Origin of the sequence: Rothia sp. CCM 9416 (assembly GCF_048513535.1) — a bacterium.
Lineage (GTDB): Bacteria > Actinomycetota > Actinomycetes > Actinomycetales > Micrococcaceae > Rothia.
Genome location: NZ_JBLXXR010000001.1, coordinates 198,754 through 222,637, shown reverse-complemented (window position 1 = coordinate 222,637; position 23,884 = coordinate 198,754). Strand labels below are relative to the sequence as shown.

The following is a 23,884-nucleotide window of genomic DNA, read 5'->3' as shown; positions in this document are numbered from 1 at the left end:
GCTCCTTAATCTTCGTCCAAAATAGCGGGCACCTTGAACTTGCCGTCCTCAGCGTCGGGGGCGCCGGAGAGAGCTTCATCAGCGCGCAGGGTCTCCCCTACAAGGTCTTCGCGGAAGACGTTCTTGAGCGGAATCGGGTGGCTGGTTGCCGGGATATCGTCAGAGACAGCATCAGAAACAGATTTAACGGATTCAACGATGATGTCGAGTTCAGCGGCCATGGCAGCTAGTTCCTCGTCAGTCATCTCGATATGAGCCAGGGTAGCTAGGTGCGCTACCTGCTCACTCGTAATTACAGACATAATCACTTCCACATTTTAGATAGAGGTTTTCATGGTCTATCTTAGCCCGCTTGCCTGCTTAACACGATTTTCCCGCCCTTACCCAGGAGCTAAGAAACCCACGACCATGGAGAGCGCAGAAAAAGCTGTGGCCTACACCCTAGGGTGTAGGCCACAGCTACAGGTTTTATAACCGCTTGAAGCTAAGAGTTGAGGTCTTACTTAGCGGGGATGTTCAGTACCCAACCGATTTCAATGACGTTTGCGTCCTTGATGAGGTCGGAGTTAGCTGCTACCAGCTCGTCCCAGCCGTTGAAGCCGTGAGCGTAGGCGATAGCGGAAAGGGTGTCACCGGCAACAACGGTGTAGGTCTGACCTGCGGGTGCAGCCTCAACAACGGGAGCTGCTTCAACGACAGGTGCTGCTTCAACAACGGGAGCTGCCTCAACAACAGGTGCAGCTTCAACGACAGGTGCTGCTTCAACAACGGGAGCTGCCTCAACAACAGGAGCAACAACTTCGGTTACGGTGGTTGACTGTGCTGCCACTGCAGGAGTCTCAGCAACGGCTGCGGGTGCGCTACCGGTGCCGTAGGCGTAGAGGTTCAAGCGAGATGAACATGCAGGCCAGGCGCCCCAGCCCTGCATCTGCAGGAGGTTTTCAGCTACACGAATCTGCTCTGCCTTTGAAGCAAACTGGGGGCTACCGGAGCCACCTGCTGCTGCCCAGGATGAAGGGGTGAACTGCAGACCACCGTAGAAGCCGTTACCGGTATTGATTGACCAGTTACCGCCTGACTCACACTGAGCCAGAGCTTCCCAAGCTTCGAGGGGGGCAGCGTTTGCTGCGGGGGTAGCTGCCAGAGATGCGGCTGCTGCGCCACCGATTGCCAGTACTGCTGCTGAACGACGAATATTGGAAGACATGTAATGCTCCGTGAGGCCACCTTATGCTCTTTCCATCCCTGGACGTCTTCGCATTGCCGTCTACCCGTAATCGTAGTGGGATCAGTTGAGGCTATACCCTGTAGACGGCATCAGGTGTGCGGTACAGCCCAGCATGCGTTCACGGCTTCCACCGTGAACTATTGACCGCCCATTCGGACAATCGTTTATTGATTCGTAGATAACGATAACGTAACGATTTCAGCTTTGCCAACCCCAATTTGAGACACAACACAGTCAAAGGGCGCGACCCCCATCGCCTCTGGAGGGTGCGATACACACACTTAAAGACAGGCTTGTATCACCCTTCACACCTTAAAAAATCCCTGATTTTTGGGGATATATAGGTTTTGTATCTGGGAGGCTAAGAGCGGGACAAGCATTTTTTAGACAGGTTAGAAGGTTCTTTTAATTTCTCAAAAAAATTTTCAACCCCTAGCCTGGCAGGTGGTTCTAGGTCACAAAAAGGTCACAAGGTCCAAAAACCCTGTGACCTTTCTGTAATTACCCTCTAGTGGGTAGGTTCGCTTGCACCCGCCAGAAGCGCACGGAACCCAGCCTCGTCCAACACAGGGACACCAAGCTGTTCAGCCTTATCCAGCTTAGAGCCAGCTGAAGCCCCTGCCACCAGGTAACTTGTCTTCTTAGAAATCGATCCAGATGCCTTGCCACCACGAATGATAATCGCTTCCTTTGCGCTATCGCGGGTAAAGCCCTCTAGAGTACCGGTGACCACTATAGTCAGGCCCTCCAGCGTCCTCTCAATTGCGGTGTCTCGTTCGTCCTCCATGCGGACCCCAGCAGCAGCCCAACGCTCAAGGATCTCTAGATGCCAGTCCTCACCAAACCATTCCATGAGGGAACGAGCAATAATTGCCCCTACCCCATCTACATGCGCCAACTCTTCTTCACTGGCCGCCCTGATAGCATCCATTGAACCGAACTCTGTGGCCAGGGCACGAGCCGCAGTGGGCCCAACATGGCGGATAGAGAGTGCAACCAATACCCTCCACAAGGGCTGATTCTTGGCCTTTTCAAGCTGCTCGAAGAGCTTTTCAGTATTGCGAGTGGGAGCGCTCGGCTTTTTGGCGGTGCCACGGGTGTAGAAATAAGGCACAAGTTCGGTAGCACCGGTAGCAACACCCTTGACCTTCTTCTCTCGCTCAATCCGAACATCAGCTAAGTCTTCGGCGGTGAGGTCAAAAAGGAAGGCTTCAGATACCAGTGGTGCCTGGGCAGGGGCGGCAGGACTGGTCAAAGCTCGAGCGGCCTCGTACCCCAGGGCTTCAATATCAAAAGCACCGCGCCCGGCCAGGTGGTTAACGCGCTCGGTTAGCTGAGCCGGGCATGAACGAGCATTGAGACAGCGAATATCGACGTCCCCGTCCTTAGCCGGGGCAAGAGGCTGACCACATGAGGGGCAGTCTGTGGGCATCACGAACTCCCGCTCACTACCGTCACGTAGCGCAACAACGGGGCCTACGATTTCGGGGATGACATCCCCAGCCTTGCGCAGTACAACGGTATCGCCAACCAGAACCCCCTTAGCTTTCACCACATCCTGGTTATGCAGGGTAGCCATCTCAACGGTAGAGCCTGCAACCTTTACCGGCTCCATTACACCGTAAGGAGTGACGCGCCCGGTGCGCCCAACGTTGACCCGAATATCAAGTAGCTTGGTGTTGACTTCCTCCGGTGGATACTTATAGGCAACGGCCCAGCGAGGCACCCGTGAGGTATAGCCCAGGCGCTCCTGGGTAAAAAAATCATTGACCTTAATGACGATGCCATCAATCTCGTGCACCAGAGAGTGGCGCTGATCGCCGTACTGGGCAATGAAATCGAGAATCTCGGCCCTGCCAGTCAGCAGCTGGGAGTAGGGGCTCACCGGCAGACCCCAGGCTTTGAGCTGGTCGTAGGTCTCGTACTGGGTGCTGATATCAAGCCCGGTGCGCGAGCCAATACCGTGCACAAACATGCTCAGGGGGCGCTCGGCGGTCAAGGCCGCATCTTTTTGACGTAGCGAACCAGCCGCCGCATTGCGGGGATTAGCAAACGGCGCCTTGCCCTGGGCAATCATCTGCTCATTCAATGAACGGAAGTCAGCCGAGGAAATAAAGACCTCACCGCGAATCTCCAGCTCTTCGGGGTGGCCCTGCCCCGCTAATTGGGTGGGGATAGAAGCGATAGTCAGTACGTTGTGGGTGACGTCTTCGCCCGTGGTACCGTCGCCGCGAGTAGCGGCACGAACCAGCTTGCCCCGACGGTAGAGCAGGTTGACAGCCAGACCATCAATTTTCAGCTCGGTCAGCCAAGCCGGGGTCTTCCCGGTCATCTGCTGAGCATTAGCCTCAGCGCGGTCCAACCAAGCGCCCAACTCTTCTAGTGAGAAAACATCTTCCAGAGAGTACATACGGGCCAGGTGGGTTACCGGGGCGAAGGCGGCTGAAGCTTCGCCTCCCACCTCTTGGGTCGGTGAGTCGTTAGCTACCAGCTCAGGATACTGGGCTTCCAGCTTCTCAAGGTCCCGGTAGAGGGTATCGTAGGCAGCATCGGAGATGGTAGGAGCATCGTTCACATAGTAGCTTTGACGCGCCTGACGCACCCGGTCCACAAGCTGGTCATACTGCTCACGAATATCTGTGGGAATCTGCTGGCGCTCACCGCCGCTTGCTTGAAGCTCGAGGGCAGTTTCTTCGACAGAGGCTAAGTCTTTATTTTCACTCACGCTTCCATTGTGCCCTATAGGAGGGCTTGACCAAGAAAACCGGGCGTAGATATGGAACAAACCCCACGCAAAAGCCCCACCTGCATCTGCAGGTGGGGCTCTGTCATTAGCCGTTTATTTCATGGTGCAGGTCTTTCTCAGAGTGGAACTGCTCTTCTTCGGTTGTGGTTGTATGGTGGTAGTCATAACCGTCAATACCTGTCACAATCTGCTGGGCGGCGCTCTCAGTTAGCTCCTTGAGCTCATCGGCACGAGCTTGGGCATCCTCAGTTGTAATCGCATCGGCTACCACAACCGTGATGTTGTCACGCCCGCCAGCACGCAGAGCCGCCATCTGAAGCACATCCGCCGCATCTTGGGGGTGCTCAACGGTAGCTAAGACACGCGCCATATAGTTATGGGACAGCTCGCCGGAAAGCCCATCGGAGCACATCATCAGGCGATCCCCCTCGCGGGCAGGAATTACCCAGAAATCAGGTTCCCAGTAGTTACCGGTACCCAGCGCACGAGTAATGACGTTGCGCCGGGGGTGTGTCAGCGCCTCAAGAGCAGTAATCTGGCCTGTATCGACCAGGTACTGAACCTCGGAGTGATCCACAGTAATCTGCTCAAGCTCCAAACCGTCGACAGGGCCGTTCGAGATAGAAAGAGCGTCCTCGGTTTCTACGTCTTCACTGCGCACCAGCCGGTAGGTGCGAGAGTCACCCACATTGAAAATAAACCACATCTGCTGGTCCCCTATATGGGTGAGCCAGGCACCGGTCACGGTGGTACCTGCTCGTAGGTCCAGGGCACCTTTAATGGCTTCATCGGCTTCCCCGATGATCCCTTTAATCTTGTCTAGAGTCTTGAGAATCTGACGATTAAGCGCTGAAGTTTCTTTACGACGTCGGCGGAGCAGGCGGCTACCTGCATCCCCAGAAAGAGCCTCGCTCGCGACCTCGGAGTCAAAGGCTTTTTCTTCTTCAGGGGTCATGCCACCGGGCAAACTAAAGATTGGAGAATAGGCCAGAGTACGAGTGCATAAGCGCGAAGCAACCTCGCCTTTCTCGTGCCCTCCCATTCCATCAGCTACCACGCAGAGAGTGCCAGCAACGACCACGGAGTCTTCATTATTATCGCGGTACTGGCCTACGTCAGTTGACTTGCCCGCATATACGGTGAGTTGTGGGGCCGGGGTCATTCGAAATCGATCTCCAGTTCGTTGCCTATGCCCGGGGTTATTGCCACGGGCCTAACATTACCGAACCCGCGCACGTTACGTACGCCCTGCGGGATCAGCACAAATCGTTTATCGTCTTCAAGCGCCTCAGCGGTTGAAGCATCGGTGAGCACAATTCCGGGCTCAGTCAAAGCTACCAGGCGAGAAGCCAGGTTAACAGTGGGGCCGTAGATATCGCCCAGACGGGGCAGAACCCGCCCCCATACAAAGGACACTCGAGCTTCGGGGAGCAGGGGGTCTTCGCTAATGAGCTTTGAGAGCGCCAAGGCGATACGAGCACCATCTTCAGGGGACTCTACCAGGTACATGACCTCATCGCCCACGGTTTTGATGATACGCCCGCCCCCCACAGCAATAACTTCGGCGCATCGCTGCTCAAAGTTCTTCACCAGAGAAGCCAGTTTGCGCTCGTTCATCTCACGCGAGAGAGAGGTATACGAAACAAGGTCAACAAAGCCAACACCGCGCGCCAAGGGCAAATCACTATCGGCCAGTGGTGCGCCGTCTTCCTCGTTGCGCAAAGCAAGGCGCAAAATCGCAGAGTTAAGCATGCGACGGTAGCCATAGACCGTAATATCCTCGAGGTCTTCAATCAGACGCGGGAGCAGGTTCAGCAGTTCCCCCCGGGCTTGTGTATCGGTCAGACCCCCGTGGATTACCATGTCTTCAACCAAGGCCTCTACCTGCCAGACAACCATGCGGTCCATCATTTGCCCGACCGAGCGGGTAATGGAAAGAGCGGCCTCTTCGGAGAGCTGGCCTTCTTGCACTAGAGAGTTCACCGTCTTAAGCGCCTTGCTGTCGGCGTGCGTGAAGTGCTCGTCATCATCCTTGTGGTTAGGGAGCCCCAAAGACCGCCAAATTTTACGGGCGGTCAGCAGGGAAACACCGGCTTCTTCAGCCACCTCCCGGCGTTTCATGGTCAGGTTATCACCCAAGAGAGCACGCTCAAGCTCTAGCACTCCCCGGCGGGCTTCGTCACTGCGGTAGAGCAGACTCTGGACGCGATTATGGGGGCGCCTGCTCCGGCTGCTTGCACTGCCGGTTTCCTCGGCTCTTTCGCTACCGGGTGCTGACTTCTCCACTGGAGTATTCCTTCTCTTCTCTCTGGCCTGAGCTCGGTGCCTCGCCATTATTACTAGCTGGACCCCAAGGGGCCTTCTTCAAGAATACCCAAATCGGTGTGACTTGGGCTACGACCGGCAGGGGTAGAGTTTCATTTACCTGCATATTCTATGCCCCCGGTCACTTTTTCAAAAACCATACAGCCATATGTGGGCTCATCACAGGACTTTTTAGGCAAAAACCCAAGGCAACTCCTGCCTCGCTTGGTCAAAAGGGATACCCCTTAGACGCCCAAAGGTGCTAGCGCTCTAGATACTCTTCTTGAGCAGTGCGGATACGGGCACTAAATCTCTCGGGATCAGGAACAGCCCGCAAAACATGGCTGATGCCACGCCCATACACGGTCAAAGGAGCCGCCGCCACAACCCCCATCAAAGCTTTGTACCCCACGCTCACCCTCTCAATTTCATACAGGGGGACGCAAATGTCTTTCTTGGCAGATAAGCCCCGGCGAATGACCAGCCGATCACTGGTCAGCAGGTAACTGGTCAAAATCCAGGCTGCGAGGTACCTGACGGCAAGCACAGCCAGCACCAAAGACACCATAAGGGCCGGGTATGAGATCCAGGCCTGCGCCGAGCCTAGCGCCGAGGAAAAACTCCACAGTGCCATGGCTACCAGCACATAGCACAGAGGGCGCACAAGCACGATCCCGTGAGCGCGCGTAGCGGTCAGCGTGTATTCATCTGGGTTGAGTGGTCCGCGTAGTTTCATCGCCTTTGAGTGTATCGGGGAAAGCTGAAAACATACCTCAACCCACCCTGAAAAGAGCCCTGTATATATAGGTATAAATGATTGGGAACAGGCCTCCCTTTACGCTCCAGCACCGTATCCTTCGGGTCGCACATGCACCACATCACCTACAGTGAAGCTGCGTTCCTGACCGGTAGCTGAGCGAACAACCAGTTGACCTTGGTCGGTCAGGTCTACACCGATTCCTCGGAAAATCTCCTCCCCCGGAAGGTGAATGGTCAGTCTGGAACCCAGGGTACTCATGGCGTCTTTGAGTCTCTGAATCAGAGTTCCTGCTCCCCTGTCAATCCCAGCATCAAAGCCTGCCGCCGCAAAGTCACGATAGTGCTGTTCAAACCGCTGGGCCAAGATGTTGAGAGCGCGGTTAAGATTGACCTCCTGTCCGGTTGCAACAAGAGTGCTAGTGGCAGTGGGCACCGGCAGCTGTTCCTGGTTGACGTTCAGGTTCATACCAATACCCACCACTACCGAGATGTTCCCTTCTGGCTCTATGACCAGTTGAGCAAGAACCCCGCAGACCTTACGGTTTCCCAGCAAAACGTCATTGGGCCACTTGATGGAGGGGCTTAGCCCACACAGTTGCTCCAGGGCATCACAAGCCGCCAAGGCCACCAGCGAAGTAAACCAGTGATACTGATCAGGCGCTACCTTATTGGCAGGGTTGGCATGAGGGCGCACCATAAAACTCGTTGCAAGGGTTGCACCGGGCGGAGCGACCCACACCCTATCCAGACGCCCCTTACCTGCATTCTGGTCTGAGGTACTCACCAGTGAAAGTTCACCGTAGCTACGCCGAGTCAGCGCATCGCCTACCAGAATCTTGCGGGCGTATTCGTTGGTAGACCCGACCCTGGTCAGCGCCTCAACCCGGTCGTACCCGGTCAGGTTAAGCTCAGTTGCGCTGAGTTTGGCGTGCATGATGGGCCCTTCTAGCTTGGGGTATCTTCTGCCCGTCATTTTACGGCTTTTGTAGCTTCCGCCGTAAGAGGGGTGAGATACTGGCTACACCATGCACCCTATGAAAGGCTATTCCCTTGGCAGTTTATGCAGTCCAGTACTCTTACGGTTCCGCCGAAGTTCAGGCTGAGCACCGACCCGCCCACCGTCAATACCTTGCCCAGCTCCACGAGCAGGGCAAGCTCTACGTCTCAGGTCCCTTGGTCGATGATCCCGCCGGCGCTCTGCTGATCTTTGAAGTACAGAACCGCCAAGAGCTCGACCAGCTTGTTGCGGCTGACCCCATGCACTCCGGCGGCGCCGTTACCGGCCACACTGTCCGCGAATGGAACCCTGTCATCGGCAAGCTCGGTTAGTAAATACAGTAAATACTGAGTATCTCCAGGGAGGGGTTAGGGCAGAGCTACGTCTCATGACATAGCCAGATGCTCTAGCCCCGTCTCTTATTTAGAAAAAATGACCTCAAAATCACAAGAATAATTGGGTGGCACAAGCGGCGCAGTCTATAGTTATTAGGAAGGACCCCACCGCCGGTCAGTTCCCATCCGCCCTACCAACCCCCGCGTGAGAAGGCCCAGCATGAGCGAGAACTCCACTTCCGAAGCCCCCGATCTGACCACCACAGCCGGTAAGATTGCGGACTTCTACGCCCGCCGCGAGCAGACCCTAGCCCCTACCGGTCAAGGCCCTATCGACCGCCAGCATGAGCGAGGCAAGCAAACCGCTCGCGAGCGCATCGAGATGCTCCTGGATGAGGGTTCTTTCGTTGAGTTTGATGCTCTAGCCAAGCACCGCACCACCGCTTTCGGTATGGAGAAGAAGAAGCCACTCGGTGACGGTTTGGTTTCTGGCTATGGCACTATTGACGGGCGACTGGTTGCTGTTTATTCTCAGGACTTCACTGTCTACGGTGGTTCACTGTCGCAGGTCAACGGCGAGAAGATTGTTAAGGTTCAGAAGTTTGCCCTGAAAAATGGTTGCCCCATTATCGGCATTAATGACGGTGGCGGCGCCCGTATTCAGGAGGGCGTGGCTTCGCTGGCTATGTTTGCCGATATCTTCCGCATGAACGTTCGGGCCTCGGGGGTCATCCCCCAGATTTCGGTCATCATGGGTCCCTGCGCTGGCGGTGCGGCTTACTCCCCCGCTCTAACTGATTACATTGTCATGGTAGATAAGACCAGCCACATGTTTATTACCGGCCCCGATGTAATTAAGACTGTGACCGGTGAAGAAGTTGATATGGAGACTCTGGGTGGTGCCCGCCAGCACAATGCTGTCACCGGTACCTCCACTTACCTGGCTGAGGATGAAGAGGACGCCTTTGACTTTGTGCGTGAGCTGGTAGAGTTTCTGCCCTCTAATAATCTCAGCGAGCCTTTCCCGCTGGATCATGACCAGGAGCCGCAGGTTACGGTCGATGACCTTGACCTGGATTTGCTGATTCCCGATTCCGCCAACCAGCCCTACGATATGCGGGCTGTGATTGAGTCGGTCGTTGATGACGGCCACTTCTTTGAATTACAGGCGCTTTATGCCCCCAACGTGATGATTGGCTATGCCCGCCTTGAGGGTAAGACCGTGGGCATTGTGGCTAACCAGCCCATGCAGTTTGCGGGAACCCTCGATATCAATGCTTCGGAGAAGGCCGCTCGCTTTGTGCGTAACTGCGATGCCTTCAACATCCCCATTCTCACTTTTGTTGACGTTCCCGGCTTCCTACCCGGTACCGACCAGGAGTTCAACGGAATCATCCGCCGCGGCGCTAAGCTACTCTACGCTTATGCTGAGGCGACGGTTCCGCTGGTTACCGTCATTACCCGCAAGGCCTACGGTGGTGCCTACATTGTGATGGGTTCCAAGAAGCTGGGCGCTGATATTAACCTGGCCTGGCCCACTGCCCAGATTGGTGTCATGGGTGCCCAGGGTGCCGTTAATATTCTCTACCGCCGTGAGCTGGCTGCTCTTGCCCAAGAAGGTGGCGACATTGAGGCTAAACGGGCTGAGCTGATTCAGAAGTACGAGGAAGAACTGCTTAACCCCTACCAGGCGGCTGAGCTCGGCTTTATTGACGAGGTAATCGCGCCCTCCGAAACCCGCGTCCGTCTTGTAGGCGCCTTGCGTGCTCTGCACGATAAGCGGGCAGCAACCCCCGCCAAGAAGCACGGCAACATTCCCCTGTAAAGGTTTAGGTAGATATGGCAACCGCTAACCCGCTCTCCCTTCTGGGCTTCGGCAAGAAACAGCCTGCACCCCGTTCTACCCCTGCCAAAGTAGAGCACGATACACCGGGTGCTCTCGAAGAGCCTCCCGCTCTTTTTTCTGTGGTCAAGGGCAACCCAACCGAGGAGGAACTAGCAGCCCTTGCCAGCGTGATTGTCGCAGCTCAGCAGCAGGCTAATGCGCACAAAGAAACCGCGCTGGAGCTGTGGCAACGCCGTCTGAATAACACCCAACGGCTAGGTGTGAAGCTTCGACCGGGGCCGGGGTCTTGGAGACGGGCGCGGCCCCAGTAGCATCATGTGGTGAGGGTAGCTAGCTAAGTTACCTAACCTTTACCTGTGACCGCTCCCATAAAAGCTAGGTCATACTGCCTACAATGGTAGGTATGACTATGCACCCTGAACTTCCTGAAATTTTCCGCACCGAACGCCCGGAAACCCAGATTGACCGGATCGCCAACGCTCACTTTGAGAAACTCCTAGAACTTGATCCTGCCTTTGCCACCATGGAGGGCTATAAGGGCCGGGAAACCGAGTACGCAGACTACTCCCCTGCGGGTATCGAAGAATATGTGGCTACTGTTCGGGCTACCCTTGCCGCACTTGATAGCGCCCAACCAGCAGATGATATTGATCTTGTCACTCTCGATGCTATGCGCGAGCGCCTGGGCCTTGAGATTGAACTGCACGAAGCAGGACTCGACAGCTGGGAGCTCAACAACATCGCCTGCCCCGTTCAAACAATTCGCGCCACCTTTGACTTGATGAACCGCTCCACTCCCGAGGACTGGGGGCACATCGCAGGGCGTCTGCACAATGTTGCTGCCGCTATTTCTGGTTTTACAGAAACCCTAGAACAGGCTCGTCAAGCAGGTAAGGTCTCTGCTGTTCGCCAGGTCGATACCATTATCGAGCAGGTGGGCGCTTACGTCTCTGAGGGCGGTTTCTTTGATTCGTTGGCTCAGGAAGTCGTGGATGCCTGCCCCGAACACGCTGAGCAGGCCCGATCCGGGGCAGAATCGGCCAAGGCCGGTTACGGTAAGTTCCTGACCTATTTGAAAGAAACTCTGCGCCCCGAAGCCCCTGAACAGGATGCCGTGGGCCGTGACCGCTACGCCCTGTACTCCCGCAAATTTGTGGGAACCGCCCTGGACCTTGAGGAAACCTACGCCTGGGGTGTGGAAGAACTCGACCGGATTATCGAGGCACAGAAGCAGGTTGCCGAGCAGATCAAACCCGGGGCCAGTATCGAAGAGGCCAAAGCACTTCTTGACGCGGACCCCGAGCGAACTCTCAAGGGAACCGATGCTCTGCAGGCCTGGATGCAGAAACTATCCGACGCCGCAGTCGACTACCTGAGCCGTGAGCACTTCACCATTGAAGGTCCCCTGCGCAAGCTTGAGTGCATGATTGCCCCCACTCAGGAGGGCGGTATCTACTACACCGGACCGTCCGCTGATTTTGAGCGGGCAGGGCGTATGTGGTGGTCTGTTCCTGCGGGCGAGGACACCTTCGGTACCTGGCGTGAGACCTCGACGGTCTACCACGAGGGAGTCCCCGGCCACCACCTACAGGTTGCTTACGCAACCGCTATGGCCGATGCCCTCAACAAGTGGCGTGCCAGTGCCTGCTGGGTCTCCGGTTACGGCGAAGGCTGGGCTCTCTACGCTGAGCGCCTGATGGATGAGCTGGGCTATCTTTCTGATTCCGGTGACCGGATGGGTATGCTCGATGCCCAACGCATGCGCGCGGCACGGGTGGTCTTTGACATTGGTTTGCACTGCCAGTTTGAGATCCCTGAGCGTTGGGTAGCTGAACTCGGTCTTGAACCGGGTGTCTGGGATGCGGAGCGCGGCTACGCCTTCCTGGAAGCTAACCTGGATACCTCTGAGGGCCAGCGCCGCTTTGAGTTCCTGCGCTACCTGGGCTGGCCGGGCCAGGCTCCCTCCTACAAGGTAGGTGAGCGTGTCTGGCTCCAGCTCCGGGAGCAGGCACGAGCTGCCGGTATCTCTGATCGAGACTTCCATACCCGCGCCCTCCTTCTGGGCTCAGTAGGGCTTGACACCCTGCGCCGAGCACTAGCAGCCTAAATACAGCTCATATGCCCCGCACTCTTACCGGTGCGGGGCATGTGGCAAGGCCTCCACCGGTTAGGCCGGTGGCCCGCCAGCGCTTTAGACCTGGTTGAGAGGCCTTGACCTCTTCTTTTATAGTCATTGCGGTACTAGACTGTGATTTACCTTACCCATCGTGGGGGTAAATCCTCACCCAGCTCAAAGGAGAGCCATGACTGTCTATGCCGCACCTGGATCCAAGGATTCACTTCTTACTTTTAAGTCCCGCTACGATCACTTCATTGGGGGCCAGTGGGTAGCTCCAACCGGAGGAGACTACTTTGAGGACTACTCCCCGGTCACCGGCAAACCCTTCACCGAGGTTGCCCGAGGAAGCGCTGCGGATATTGATAAAGCCGTCGATGCTGCCGAGAAAGCCTTTATGACCTGGGGCAAGAGCTCACCTACAGAGCGAGCCACCCTCCTGCTCAAGCTGGCGAGCATCATGGAGGATAATCTAGAGAAAATAGCTGTAGCCGAGACCTGGGAGAACGGCAAACCAGTCCGCGAAACCCTTGCCGCGGATATCCCCCTGGCCATCGACCAGCTACGCTACTTCGCCTCGGCAATCCGAACGCAGGAAGGCCGTATCTCCCAGCTGGACGAGGACACCGTTGCCTACCATTTTCATGAGCCCCTGGGAGTCGTAGGGCAAATTATCCCCTGGAACTTCCCCATCCTTATGGCTATTTGGAAGATCGCCCCGGCCCTGGCAACGGGTAACACTATCGTACTCAAGCCGGCCGAGCAGACACCTGCCTCCATCCTCTTTCTCGCGGACCTTTGGAAGGATGTATTACCAGCCGGTGTGCTCAACATTGTTAATGGTTTTGGGGCTGAAGCCGGCGCTGCGCTTTCTGGGCACAAGAGAATCCGCAAAATAGCCTTCACCGGCGAAACCACCACCGGCTCCATCATCATGAAAGCCGCCTCTGAGAACATCATTCCGGTCACCCTTGAGCTGGGTGGTAAGTCACCTAACATCTTCTTTGCCGATGTGGCTAGCCAAGAGGACTCTTTCTACAGCAAGGCCCTGGAGGGGTTTGCCTCCTTCGGCCTTAACCAGGGTGAGGTTTGCACCTGCCCTTCCCGTGCCCTAATTCAGAAGCCCATTTACGATAGCTTTGTGGAAGCTGGAATTGAGCGGGTCAAAGCTATGAAGCAGGGCAACCCCCTCGATACCGAGACTATGGTGGGTGCTCAGGCATCGCGGGAGCAGTGGGATAAGATTACCGGCTACCTGCAGCTGGGTAAAGAGGAAGGCGCGGAGGTCCTCGTCGGTGGCCAGGCCTGTGAACTGAGTGGCGATTTGGCCGGGGGCTGGTATATTCAGCCCACCGTCTTTGCTGGAAATAACGATATGAGGATTTTCCGTGAGGAAATTTTTGGTCCTGTGCTGGCAACCACCAGTTTCACCGATTTTGATGATGCTATTCGCATCGCCAATGACACCGACTACGGTCTGGGCGCAGGGGTTTGGAGCCGAGATCAGTTCACCGCCTACCGTGCTGGGCGTGCGATCCAGGCCGGTCGAGTCTGGGTCAATAACTATCACAACTACCCGGCGCACGCAGCCTTTGGCGGGTACAAGAAATCCGGTATTGGCCGGGAGAACCATCTGATGATGCTTGAACACTACCAGCAGACCAAAAACCTGCTGGTCTCCTACAGCCCTGAGCCGACAGGCCTCTTCTAGGCCCTGGGTGTTCTAGGCTCTGGGTGTTCCAGGCCCTGAGCCAGAGCCGAGCAAGAATAACCCCGCCCTTTCTCTCCTGACTCCGAGCTTATTCACCGGGGCTAGGAGAGAAAGAGCGGGTTTTATGCACTTATCAAAGTCTCTTTCCTACAAGACATTAGACTGGTCATATGCAGACCTCCACCAGCACCGATGACAACGGCCAGGACTCGCCCCGCTTGATTCTGGCTTCAGCCTCCCCAGCTCGCAAAAAACTCCTTGAAGACGCCGGCCTAAACTTCACGGTCATGGTCAGTGACGTCGATGAGGACGCCGCCCTAGCGCAAGCACAAAACCAGGCTTACGCGCGGGGGCTGGGGGAGATTACTCCCGCCCAGACAGCCCAGTTACTGGCCAAGGCAAAAGCTCAGGCCGTTGCAGCGCTCCCCGAAACCGCCGGTGCCCTGGTTCTGGGGTGCGATTCCGTCTTCGAGCTTGACGGGCAGGCCTACGGCAAGCCCGGCACCGCTGAGCAAGCCCTCCAACGTATCACCGCAATGAGCGGGCGGAGCGGGCTATTGCATACGGGGCACTGGCTCATCGACAACCGCACAGGCACCCAGCAGAAACTGCCCGAAGCCAGCGAGCTCCGCACCGCAACCGTCCACTTTGACACGCTCAGCCCGGCAGAAGCTGAACGGTATGTAGCCACCGGAGAACCCATCTGGGTGGCAGGTTCCTTCACCATCGACGGCTTCGGCGCCGCCTTTATTCGTGGGATTGAGGGCGAATATCACACCGTCGTAGGACTCTCAATCCATGCCCTGCGTACAATGCTGGGCAGTCTAGGCGTTTCAATCACCGACATTTGGAAAAAATCGCGATAAATTTCAAGATGCGGCTTTTTCTGCTTGCCATCGTAAGCGTGCCTAAAAACCGCCTCACCCGCCAGCGCGCTGCACTAGGCGGGGTAAAACTACCGAGGAGCTGTACGTGACTGAAACTAAGACCCAGGATCAGCAATTTACCCCTGTTGCAGGCCGCCACACCGGCCCCGTCAGTAAGGTACTCATTGCCAACCGTGGTGAGATCGCTGTGCGCGTTATCCGCGCCGCTCAGGACGAGGGAATCGCCACCGTAGCGGTCTACGCTGACCCTGACCGCCAGGCCCAGCACGTCCAGCTTGCCGATGAATCCTATGCCCTGGGTGGTAACACCGCTACCGAGTCCTACCTGGTCATGGACAAACTCCTTGAGGTTGCCCGCCGCTCCGGTGCCGATGCGGTACACCCCGGCTACGGCTTCCTCTCAGAAAACGCCCAGTTCGCCCAGCAGGTCATTGACGCTGGGCTGACCTGGATTGGGCCCTCCCCCGAATCTATTAACCGTCTGGGCGATAAGGTAGCCGCCCGCCATATCGCGGAAAAGGTCGGCGCGCCCCTGGTTCCCGGAACCAAGGACCCCGTCAAGAGCGCCGCTGAGGTCGAGGCTTTTGCCGATGAGTTCGGCCTGCCCGTTGCCATTAAGGCAGCTTTTGGTGGTGGCGGACGCGGTATTAAGGTTGCCCGCGAGCGCCAAGGTATTGGTGAGCTCTACGACTCAGCGGTGCGCGAAGCCCTTGCGGCCTTTGGGCGCGGTGAATGCTTTATCGAGCGTTTCTTGGATTCCCCACGCCATGTGGAAACTCAGTGCCTGGCCGATGCGCACGGCAATGTTGTGGTGGTTTCCACCCGCGACTGTTCACTGCAGCGCCGTAACCAGAAGCTGGTTGAAGAGGCACCTGCTCCTTACCTGACCGATGATCAGAACAAGCGTCTCTACGATGCTTCTAAGGCAATTTTGCGGGAGGCTGGCTACCAGGGCGCGGGTACCTGCGAGTTCTTGGTGGGTACCGACGGCACTATCTCCTTCTTGGAGGTCAATACCCGCCTGCAGGTGGAGCACCCGGTTTCTGAGGAAGTCACCGGTATTGACCTGGTACGTGAGCAGTTCCGGATTGCGCGCGGCGAAGAAATTAGCCCGGTTGACCCCCAGGTGCGGGGCCACTCCTTCGAGTTCCGTATCAACGGTGAGGACGCCGGCCGGAGCTTCATGCCCTCCCCCGGCACTATTGACAGGCTGGTTGTGCCCCAGGGGCCTGGCGTGCGCTGGGATTCCGGGGTCATTGCCGGCGATACCGTCAGTGGCAACTTTGACTCTATGATTGCCAAGCTCATTGTGACCGGTGCTGACCGTGACCAGGCTCTTGCGCGCGCCCGCCGTGCGCTGGGTGAACTGGTGATTGAGGGTATGCCCACGGTCGCCAACTTTCACGCTGCCGTTCTTAATGACCCCGCTTTTGCTCCCGGTGAGGGCGGCACCTTTGCTGTGCACACCCGTTGGATTGAGACCGAATTCAAGAATAATCTGCCCGCCTACGATGGTGCTCTTACCCTGGCCGAGGCTGAGGACGAGCGCCAGAAGATTACCGTTGAGGTCAACGGCAAGCGCATGGAAATTACCATGCCCTCCTTAGCCGGTACCGGTGCTAAGCCCGCCTCTGCGGCTAAGGCCCGTAAGTCCCGTTCGGCTCGTGGCGGCGCAAGCGGCCCGGCCAATAGCAATGAGCTGACCAGTCCCATGCAGGGCACTATCGTCAAGGTGGCGGTCAAGGACGGCACTAAGGTCGCTGAGGGTGATCTGATTGTGGTTCTTGAAGCCATGAAGATGGAACAGCCTATTACAGCGCACAAGGCAGGTAAGGTCACCGGTCTCAAGCTCAAAGCAGGCGATACCGTTTCTGCTGGGGCCCTTGTTGCAACCATCAAATAGGTAGCCTGCCCTAGGTTTATGCCGGGGCATGCCCGCTGCCTGATACCCGCCCAAGGGCTATCTGGTAGGTAGGGTATGCCCCTGTCTATTTGCCACCAGTGAATAGCGCTCTCAGAATATGAAACACAAGTTTCAGAATGAGAACCGGAGTCTTACATTAAAACCGTAGGCATACACCCCATATATCCCGAGAGAAAACCATGTCCACCTCCACTAGGCCTCGTAGAGACTCCGCAGATATCACGGTGCCCCGCAGTCGGGTCATTCTGGCCTCGCTGATTGGTACCACCATTGAGTTCTATGACTTCTACATCTATGCCACCGCAGCTGTAGCTGTCTTCCCCGCACTCTTCTTCACCGGCAACGATGACACCGCCAAGCTACTAGCTTCTATGGCAACTTTTGGTGCCGCCTTTATTGCCCGTCCAATTGGCTCTGTCGTCTTCGGTCACTTCGGTGACAAGGTAGGCCGCAAGGCCACCCTGGTGGGCGCGCTACTGACCATGGGTATCGCAACCTTCCTGATCGGTCTGCTCCCCACCTACTACCAGATTGGCCTGTGGGCCCCTACTCTGCTAACTATCCTGCGCTTCTGCCAGGGCCTGGGCCTGGGCGGTGAATGGTCAGGTGCGGCCCTGCTGGCCACCGAGTACGCCCAAGAAGGTAAGCGTGCACGCGCAGCTATGTGGCCCCAGCTTGGGGCACCGTTTGGCTTTATTCTGGCTAACGGTTTCATGCTGCTTCTTACCCTGTCGATGGGTTTCACCTCGCTAGCGGCCGGTGACAGTCTGAACCACGGCTTCCTGGTCTGGGGCTGGCGTATCCCCTTCATAGCTTCTATCATCATGGTGGCGGTTGGGCTCTACGTGCGTTTCAAACTGGAGGAAACCCCGATCTTTAAGCAGGCACTAGAGCAGGAACAGAAGGTTAAGACCCCTCTGGCTGAAGCTTTCCGTGTTGCCAGGTGGCCCATGATTCAGGGGACTTTCATTATGCTGGCTACCTACGTTCTCTTCTACCTGATGACTGCCTGGATCCTCTCCTTCGGTATCGGCAAGATTGAAGACGGCGGCCTGGGCATTGCCTATCGCACCTTCCTGGTTATCCAGATCATCACCATTCTCTTCTTTGCCGCAATGGTTCCTGTATCGGGCTGGCTGGCAGATAAGTATGGTCGCCGCTCCTCCCAGCTGGTGATTACCGCTTTCATCATGATCTTCGGTATGTCTTTCGGCTTCCTGATGGACCCTGCCAGTGTTGGTACCGGGTCCAACGCTAACATTGGGCGTATTATCCTCTTCATGGCCATCGGAATGACCCTGATGGGCCTGACCTTTGGTTCCATGTCGGCCTACCTGCCCGAGCTTTTCCCCACCAACGTTCGCTATACCGCTAGCGGTATCAGCTACAACGTGGCCTCCATCCTGGGGGCGGCGCTAACCCCCTACGCAGCGGTTTGGCTCAACGCCCACGGCGGCGTTGGCGCAGTGGGGCTTTACCTGGCCGGTGCAAGCTTGCTCACCCTAATCTTTATGGCTATTACCCATGAGACCAGGGACGTTAACCTAACTACCATGGAGCGAACCCAGTAGGTTCTATAAAAATCCAGCATCATAGAGCGCCGCAGGTCTTTCCCACGCTGGAAGACCGGCGGCGCTTTTGGTATATCTATGGGTTTTTATTTGGTGTGAAGCTGGCGGGCGGCTTCTGAGATAGAGCCGGTCAAGGAGGGGTAGACCGTGAAACACTCGGCAATATCATCGACGTGCAACTTCTTATCCACAGCCAAGGACAGCGGGAAGATGAGCTCCGAGGCTCGCGGACCAACTACAACACCACCGATCACGGTGCCCGAATGTTTGCGAGCAAAAATCTTGATGAAGCCATCCTCAACAGCCATCATCTTGGCACGCGGGTTAGTAGCCAACGGTAGCATGACCATATCGGCCTGGTACTTGCCCTGCTCGATTTCGCGCTGGCTGACGCCAACAGTGGCGATCTCGGGGGCGGTGAAGATATTAGCCGCTACCTGATGGGTTCGCAGGGGCTTAACGGTGTCCCCCATCATATGAGACACAGCTACTCGGCCCTGCATAGCCGCAACTGATGCCAGCGGGTAAACACCTGTGCAGTCACCGGCGGCGTAGATATTGGAGATATTGGTACGAGAGACGCGGTCCACGTTGATGTGCCCGGTCTCGTTGACCTCAACCCCTGCCTGAGCCAGGCCCAGGTTCTCTGTATTGGGGATCGAGCCCACGGCGATCAAAACGTGGGAGCCAGAGACCTTACGCCCGTCCCCCAGGGTTACGATAACGCCGTCACCCGCCTCGTTGTAGCAGGCGGCGTCGGCCCGCGAACGCGGCATAACTCGGACGCCGCGGCGTTCAAAGACATTTTCAAGAACGGTTGCGGCGTCTTGGTCTTCACCGGGAAGAACCTGGTCACGCGAGGAGATGAGTGTAACCGATGAGCCCAGGCCCTTGTAGGCTGAAGCGAACTCAGCACCGGTGACACCAGAGCCAACAACGATTAGCTCTTCGGGGAGCTTTTCAAGCTGGTAAAGCTGGGTCCAGTTAAGGATTCGCTTACCATCTGGCTGGGCGGTGGGTAGCTCACGGGGGTGAGTTCCTACTGCAAGGAGGATAAAATCTGCTGCAAGCTCATAGACCAGGCCGGTCTTGTCGGTGACTTCAATGGTGTGCTTGTCAACGAGCTTACCCCTCCCGTGGATAATCTTGACCCCACTACGTTCCAGGGTTCGTTTGATGTCCTGGGACTGCTGGTGGGCCAGAGCAAGTAGCCGCTCATTGACCTTTGCCAGGTCAACCGAGATAGGGGGCGGAGAGTCGTCCTCCCCCACCGAGATAGCTAGTTCTTGGGCCTTACCGAAGCGGTTGCGAGCATCTGCGCTTGCAATCAGTGTTTTGGATGGCACAACGTCGGTAAGAACGGCCGAACCGCCCATACCTTTGTCTTCAATCAGTGTTACATCGGCACCGTGGCTTGCGGCTACCAGGGCGGCCTCGTAGCCACCGGGGCCTCCACCAAGAATGACGAGTTTGTGTGATGCGTAGTCTGTTTTTAGAGTCACACCTTATATTGTGTCCTACATCGCAGGAACCCTCAACTTAAGAGGTGCAGGCGGTTGCGGTAGCCCGCTGAGTGTTCACTGTTTACCGGGTAAGGCTACTTCTTTTGTGCTCGCAGATATAGGTGGGTGGCGGGCGGGTTTGGTACCGTAGGTAGGGTGTTGAATGATTCAAATATTTCCTCCGTATCCACCGCTGACCCCTCGCACCCGGCGCTTGTTCGCGCCCGCGAAGCAGCTGACTTTATTGCCGAGAAAACCGGTGTAGAAAAGCATGATCTGGCACTGACGCTCGGGTCAGGCTGGGGTCAAGCCGCCTCCCTGATTGGTGAGGCAACCCACGTCCTCTCCGCCGATGAGGTTCCGGGCTTTCACAAGGCCGCCGTGGTTGGCCACCCCGGGACCATTACCTCAATTTTGACCCCCGGCGGTCAACGTGCCCTGGTCATCGGTGCCCGCACCCACTACTACGAGGGGCGCGGTGTTGAAGCCGTGGTCCATGGTGTTCGTACCGCTGCTGCAACCGGTGCCCGGACCATGATTCTGACCAACGGCTGCGGTGGCCTCAATCCGGCCTACTCAGCCGGTGAGCCTGTGCTGATTGCCGATCACATCAACTTCACCTCAGCGTCTCCACTCACCGGCGCCCACTTTGTTGATTTGACCGACCTATACTCACCGCGTATCCGCGACCTGGCAAAAGGTATTGACCCCAGCCTGCAAGAAGGCGTCTACATGCAGTTCCCTGGCCCCCACTACGAGACTCCTTCCGAAGTTGGCATGGCCGGTGTCTTAGGTGCTGATCTGGTGGGTATGTCCACCGCTCTTGAAGCCATTGCCGCCCGCGCCGCAGGCCTTGAAGTCTTTGGTATCTCACTGGTTACCAATCTGGCCGCAGGTATCCAGGAGACCCCTCTGAGCCACGCTGAGGTTATTGAGGCTGGCCAGGCCGCTGGCCCCCGCATCTCGCGCCTGCTGGCAGATATTATTGCGGCCCTCTAAACCCGGGCTTATCCCATCACCGGCCCCGGCATACTTTCTGCCGGGGCTTGACACCTCTCACCTTGGAGAACACACATGACCCCAGATATTAACCAGCTTCTTGAGCAAGCCCGCGCCTGGGTAGCTCTTGACCCCGACGCGGAGACCAAAAGCCAGCTTGAGGGCATCATTGCGCAGGTAGAGGCCGGCAGCCAAGATGCTGCCGCTGACCTGGCAGACCGCTTTAGCGGGACTCTACAGTTCGGTACCGCTGGTCTACGTGCTGAGCTGGGGGCAGGTCCCATGCGTATGAACCGTGTGGTTGTTCAGCGGGCTGCCCAGGGGCTAGCTAACTACGCGGTAGCACGAGCACGGGCGGAGGGCTGGGAGAAGATTTCGGCCGTCGTGGGCTTTGATGCCCGTAAGAACTCCGATATCTTTGCCACCGATACCGCCGCTATCTTCACCGCCGCAGGCATCGAGACCCACCTCATGCCCAGCGCCCTGCCCACCCCTGTTACAGCCTGGGCCACCCGCGAATACGGGGCAGAAATAGGGGTCATGGTCACGGCTTCCCACAACCCGCCCAACGATAACGGCTATAAGGTCTACCTCGGTGGGGCCGCCGTTGAACCCGGTGCGCGCGGTGCCCAGATTATTCCGCCCTATGACGGTGATATTGCCGCCTCCATCGCGGCGGTTGAAGCCCCTGTGCTGGCTGCTGAGGGCTGGAATGTACTCCCCGCGAGCCTTGCCACCGACTACATCAACAGGGTCACTCCCCTGGTGGAAACCAAAGAACGGGACCTCAAGATTGTTCTGACCCCCATGCACGGCGTGGGCGGCAAGACCGCTCTTGCTGTGCTGAACCAGGCCGGTTTTAAGAATGTCACTCTGGTCCCTGAGCAGGCTGACCCGGACCCTAACTTCTCGACCGTGGCCTTCCCCAACCCAGAAGAGCCCGGCGCCCTGGACCTAGCGATGGCCCTTGCCCAGCACATTGATGCCGACCTGATTATCGCTAACGACCCAGACGCTGACCGCGCCGCCTTTGCCATCAGGCAAGAGGGCACCTGGCGTATGCTCCGCGGGGACGAAACAGGCACTATTTTGGCCTCTCGTCTGCTGGCTCAGCTGACCAATCCGGCACAGGCAACCTTTGCTAACTCGATTGTCTCCTCCCGCCAGATGGGCGCCCTGGCCCGCGCCGCGGGAGTCAAGCACGTTGAAACCCTCACCGGCTTCAAGTGGATTGCCCGTGTTGAGGACCTAACCTTTGGCTACGAAGAAGCCCTGGGCTACTGCGTCGATCATGCCCAGGTCCGCGATAAGGACGGCATCTCTGCCGCCCTGGTCATGGCCGACTACGCCCAGGAACTCAAGGATGCTGCTTCTTCTTTCCCCGCGCTTCTCGATGAGATTGCCCGTGAACACGGTGTCTACGCTACCGACCAGCTTTCGGTGCGCGTTGATGATTTAGCCCTGATTCCGGCCATGATGAAGCGCCTGCGCACCGCGCCTCCTCAGGACTTGGCAGGTTCGCCGGTGACTGTCAGTGATGACCTGACCCAGGGTAGCGAGGCTCTGCCCCCGACCGACGGCATGCGCTTCTATACCGAAGACTCATCGCGCGTCATTGTGCGCCCCTCTGGCACCGAGCCCAAGCTCAAGTGCTACCTTGAAGTCCTTGTGCCCGTTACCGAATCCGTAGCAGAGGCCCGTTCGATAGCCGCAGACCGGCTTGCCCGCATTACCGAAGATATGAAAATCGCGCTGGGCCTCTAAGCCCACGTTGCAAGGAGAAACCATGACTCTTGAACTTACCCAGGCCGAGCTGGCCGCCATGATTGACCACACCATTTTGGCTCCCAGCGCCTCCGAAGAGGACGTCCGCCGGCTCTGCTCCGAAGCCAAGCGCTACGGCTTCGCCAGCGTCTGCGCTAACCCAGTTTGGGCACCGGTCCTGGCTGAAGAGCTAGCCGGCTCTCAGTCCCTTCCCTGCGTTGTAGTGGGCTTCCCCTTCGGCGCTTCCGCCACCGTGGTTAAGGCTTTTGAGGCTAAAACCGCAGTTGAGGCAGGTGCCGCTGAGGTCGATATGGTCATCAACATTGCCGATGCCAAGGCCGGCAAGAAGGAGGCCCTGGTTGCAGATATTAAGGCTGTAGCCGATGCCGTCCACGCAGGTGGCGCCCAGCTTAAGGTCATCATTGAAACCTCTGAGCTCACCGATGAGCAGAAGGTTCTGGCTTGCCAGGCTTCTGTTGAGGCAGGTGCTGACTTTGTGAAGACCTCCACCGGCTACTCAGCGTCGGGTGCCACCCTTGAAGACATTGCCCTTATGCGCAAGACCGTTGGCCCCGACCTGGGTGTTAAGGCTTCTGGCGGTGTGCGCACCCGCCAAGATGCGCTGGCCATGATTGAGGCTGGCGCTACCCGTATCGGTGCTTCTCAGGGTATCGCTATCATTGAAGCGGGGCAGGAAACACCTGGGGCCTACTAAAAGCGCGGGGCCCCCCGTAGGGGTGCAAACCTCTAGCTGAACACCTATACTATCTATAAAAGCACACACATCCCACTAAAGGATTTCTCATGGATAATGCCACTGAGCAGCAAGAAGCCGAGAAGCGGTCCAACGTTGAATCGTTGGGTCTGGAATCTGGTAATCGCAAGCGGAGCGGCGCCCCCCAGTACTCCGGCACCAAGGAGCTTGGCTCAAACATCGCCCTTTTTGTTCTCTGCTTTGTTATGCTCTTGGGTTGCCTTTATACCCTGGGCATGTACCCCGAGGGCGGCTGGGTCTGGTGGATGGTTGCCGTTATTCTCTACGGTGTAACCTTCATGGTTCCGCTTTGGATTCTTCCCTCTAAGACCAATGAGCGCGTGCACACCGGCGGTAGCGATCTCTTCCTTAAGTAAGTTCTGCTAGCACAAGGCAAGGCAAAAGGGGCTGGCCCACCGTCATGGTGGGCCAGCCTCTTTT

General features: G+C 57.1%; 20 protein-coding genes. 12 read left to right on the top strand and 8 right to left on the bottom strand.

What is annotated here, in order from left to right; all coding sequences use genetic code 11:
* Window positions 1-5 precede the first annotated feature (5 nt).
* From gatC to ACN080_RS00980, 7 genes are all read right to left on the bottom strand, one after another.
* A complete protein-coding gene (gene gatC / locus ACN080_RS01010; protein WP_419112824.1) occupies window positions 6-302 on the bottom strand; it encodes an Asp-tRNA(Asn)/Glu-tRNA(Gln) amidotransferase subunit GatC in 297 nt (98 codons plus the stop codon).
* 197 nt (window positions 303-499) lie between these two features.
* A complete protein-coding gene (locus ACN080_RS01005; RefSeq protein ID WP_419111329.1) occupies window positions 500-1,207 on the bottom strand; it encodes a transglycosylase family protein in 708 nt (235 codons plus the stop codon).
* 529 nt (window positions 1,208-1,736) lie between these two features.
* Complete coding sequence (gene ligA, locus ACN080_RS01000; protein WP_419112831.1) at window positions 1,737-3,875, bottom strand: NAD-dependent DNA ligase LigA; 2,139 nt, start codon at window positions 3,873-3,875, stop codon at window positions 1,737-1,739.
* Between the two features lie 184 nt (window positions 3,876-4,059).
* The gene (locus tag ACN080_RS00995) at window positions 4,060-5,136 is read right to left on the bottom strand and encodes a PP2C family protein-serine/threonine phosphatase (protein ID WP_419112823.1); all 1,077 of its coding nucleotides are present in this window, start codon (window positions 5,134-5,136) and stop codon (window positions 4,060-4,062) included.
* The gene (locus ACN080_RS00990) at window positions 5,133-6,260 is read right to left on the bottom strand and encodes an adenylate cyclase regulatory domain-containing protein (protein ID WP_419099821.1); all 1,128 of its coding nucleotides are present in this window, start codon (window positions 6,258-6,260) and stop codon (window positions 5,133-5,135) included. The genes ACN080_RS00995 and ACN080_RS00990 overlap by 4 nt, the downstream gene beginning before the upstream one ends.
* Window positions 6,261-6,540: 280 nt before the next feature.
* Complete coding sequence (locus ACN080_RS00985) at window positions 6,541-7,014, bottom strand: PH domain-containing protein (RefSeq protein ID WP_419099822.1); 474 nt, start codon at window positions 7,012-7,014, stop codon at window positions 6,541-6,543.
* 99 nt (window positions 7,015-7,113) lie between these two features.
* Complete coding sequence (locus ACN080_RS00980) at window positions 7,114-7,971, bottom strand: biotin--[acetyl-CoA-carboxylase] ligase (RefSeq protein WP_419112822.1); 858 nt, start codon at window positions 7,969-7,971, stop codon at window positions 7,114-7,116.
* A 116-nt stretch (window positions 7,972-8,087) separates the two neighbouring features.
* On the opposite strand from ACN080_RS00980, the gene ACN080_RS00975 reads away from it, so the two are divergent.
* The 8 genes from ACN080_RS00975 to ACN080_RS00940 all read left to right on the top strand — a co-directional run bounded on the left by ACN080_RS00975 (window position 8,088) and on the right by ACN080_RS00940 (window position 18,424).
* Window positions 8,088-8,366, top strand: coding sequence for a YciI family protein (locus tag ACN080_RS00975; RefSeq protein ID WP_419112821.1), 279 nt, complete (start codon window positions 8,088-8,090; stop codon window positions 8,364-8,366).
* Between the two features lie 223 nt (window positions 8,367-8,589).
* A complete protein-coding gene (locus tag ACN080_RS00970; RefSeq protein WP_419099825.1) occupies window positions 8,590-10,194 on the top strand; it encodes an acyl-CoA carboxylase subunit beta in 1,605 nt (534 codons plus the stop codon).
* 14 nt (window positions 10,195-10,208) lie between these two features.
* Window positions 10,209-10,526 (top strand): acyl-CoA carboxylase subunit epsilon, encoded by a 318-nt coding sequence (locus tag ACN080_RS00965; protein ID WP_419112266.1) that lies wholly within the window; start codon window positions 10,209-10,211, stop codon window positions 10,524-10,526.
* A 92-nt stretch (window positions 10,527-10,618) separates the two neighbouring features.
* On the top strand, window positions 10,619-12,322 hold the full coding sequence (locus ACN080_RS00960; protein WP_419112820.1) for a DUF885 domain-containing protein: 1,704 nt from the start codon (window positions 10,619-10,621) through the stop codon (window positions 12,320-12,322).
* 196 nt (window positions 12,323-12,518) lie between these two features.
* On the top strand, window positions 12,519-14,042 hold the full coding sequence (locus tag ACN080_RS00955; protein WP_419099828.1) for an aldehyde dehydrogenase family protein: 1,524 nt from the start codon (window positions 12,519-12,521) through the stop codon (window positions 14,040-14,042).
* Window positions 14,043-14,212: 170 nt separating this feature from the next.
* Complete coding sequence (locus ACN080_RS00950; protein WP_419099829.1) at window positions 14,213-14,908, top strand: Maf family protein; 696 nt, start codon at window positions 14,213-14,215, stop codon at window positions 14,906-14,908.
* Between the two features lie 106 nt (window positions 14,909-15,014).
* On the top strand, window positions 15,015-16,832 hold the full coding sequence (locus ACN080_RS00945; protein WP_419111322.1) for an acetyl/propionyl/methylcrotonyl-CoA carboxylase subunit alpha: 1,818 nt from the start codon (window positions 15,015-15,017) through the stop codon (window positions 16,830-16,832).
* Between the two features lie 200 nt (window positions 16,833-17,032).
* Complete coding sequence (locus ACN080_RS00940; protein WP_419112819.1) at window positions 17,033-18,424, top strand: MFS transporter; 1,392 nt, start codon at window positions 17,033-17,035, stop codon at window positions 18,422-18,424.
* An 86-nt stretch (window positions 18,425-18,510) separates the two neighbouring features.
* Here ACN080_RS00940 and ACN080_RS00935 read toward each other — a convergent pair whose 3' ends face one another.
* Window positions 18,511-19,926: an NAD(P)H-quinone dehydrogenase gene (locus ACN080_RS00935; RefSeq protein WP_419099832.1), complete on the bottom strand. Its 1,416-nt coding sequence runs from the start codon at window positions 19,924-19,926 to the stop codon at window positions 18,511-18,513.
* A 174-nt stretch (window positions 19,927-20,100) separates the two neighbouring features.
* Between ACN080_RS00935 and ACN080_RS00930 the strand changes: the two genes are divergently transcribed.
* The 4 genes from ACN080_RS00930 (at window position 20,101) to ACN080_RS00915 (ending at window position 23,820) form a co-directional block, all read left to right on the top strand.
* On the top strand, window positions 20,101-20,925 hold the full coding sequence (locus ACN080_RS00930) for a purine-nucleoside phosphorylase (protein ID WP_419099996.1): 825 nt from the start codon (window positions 20,101-20,103) through the stop codon (window positions 20,923-20,925).
* 75 nt (window positions 20,926-21,000) lie between these two features.
* Window positions 21,001-22,689, top strand: a complete 1,689-nt coding sequence (locus ACN080_RS00925; RefSeq protein WP_419112818.1) for a phospho-sugar mutase — start codon at window positions 21,001-21,003, stop codon at window positions 22,687-22,689.
* A gap of 22 nt (window positions 22,690-22,711) precedes the next feature.
* Window positions 22,712-23,404 (top strand): deoxyribose-phosphate aldolase, encoded by a 693-nt coding sequence (gene deoC / locus ACN080_RS00920; RefSeq protein ID WP_419099834.1) that lies wholly within the window; start codon window positions 22,712-22,714, stop codon window positions 23,402-23,404.
* Window positions 23,405-23,493: 89 nt separating this feature from the next.
* The gene (locus tag ACN080_RS00915) at window positions 23,494-23,820 is read left to right on the top strand and encodes a hypothetical protein (protein ID WP_419099835.1); all 327 of its coding nucleotides are present in this window, start codon (window positions 23,494-23,496) and stop codon (window positions 23,818-23,820) included.
* Window positions 23,821-23,884 lie beyond the last annotated feature (64 nt).

What these genes read in the sequence shown, in the direction of transcription:
- gatC (WP_419112824.1), bottom strand. Translation starts at nt 302, where the DNA reads ATGTCTGTAATTACGAGTGAGCAGGTAGCGCACCTAGCTACCCTGGCT.
- ACN080_RS01005 (WP_419111329.1), bottom strand. Translation starts at nt 1,207, where the DNA reads ATGTCTTCCAATATTCGTCGTTCAGCAGCAGTACTGGCAATCGGTGGC.
- ACN080_RS00995 (WP_419112823.1), bottom strand. Translation starts at nt 5,136, where the DNA reads ATGACCCCGGCCCCACAACTCACCGTATATGCGGGCAAGTCAACTGAC.
- ACN080_RS00985 (WP_419099822.1), bottom strand. Translation starts at nt 7,014, where the DNA reads ATGAAACTACGCGGACCACTCAACCCAGATGAATACACGCTGACCGCT.
- ACN080_RS00980 (WP_419112822.1), bottom strand. Translation starts at nt 7,971, where the DNA reads ATGCACGCCAAACTCAGCGCAACTGAGCTTAACCTGACCGGGTACGAC.
- ACN080_RS00970 (WP_419099825.1), top strand. Translation starts at nt 8,590, where the DNA reads ATGAGCGAGAACTCCACTTCCGAAGCCCCCGATCTGACCACCACAGCC.
- ACN080_RS00965 (WP_419112266.1), top strand. Translation starts at nt 10,209, where the DNA reads ATGGCAACCGCTAACCCGCTCTCCCTTCTGGGCTTCGGCAAGAAACAG.
- ACN080_RS00960 (WP_419112820.1), top strand. Translation starts at nt 10,619, where the DNA reads ATGACTATGCACCCTGAACTTCCTGAAATTTTCCGCACCGAACGCCCG.
- ACN080_RS00955 (WP_419099828.1), top strand. Translation starts at nt 12,519, where the DNA reads ATGACTGTCTATGCCGCACCTGGATCCAAGGATTCACTTCTTACTTTT.
- ACN080_RS00950 (WP_419099829.1), top strand. Translation starts at nt 14,213, where the DNA reads ATGCAGACCTCCACCAGCACCGATGACAACGGCCAGGACTCGCCCCGC.
- ACN080_RS00940 (WP_419112819.1), top strand. Translation starts at nt 17,033, where the DNA reads ATGTCCACCTCCACTAGGCCTCGTAGAGACTCCGCAGATATCACGGTG.
- ACN080_RS00925 (WP_419112818.1), top strand. Translation starts at nt 21,001, where the DNA reads ATGACCCCAGATATTAACCAGCTTCTTGAGCAAGCCCGCGCCTGGGTA.
- deoC (WP_419099834.1), top strand. Translation starts at nt 22,712, where the DNA reads ATGACTCTTGAACTTACCCAGGCCGAGCTGGCCGCCATGATTGACCAC.
- ACN080_RS00915 (WP_419099835.1), top strand. Translation starts at nt 23,494, where the DNA reads ATGGATAATGCCACTGAGCAGCAAGAAGCCGAGAAGCGGTCCAACGTT.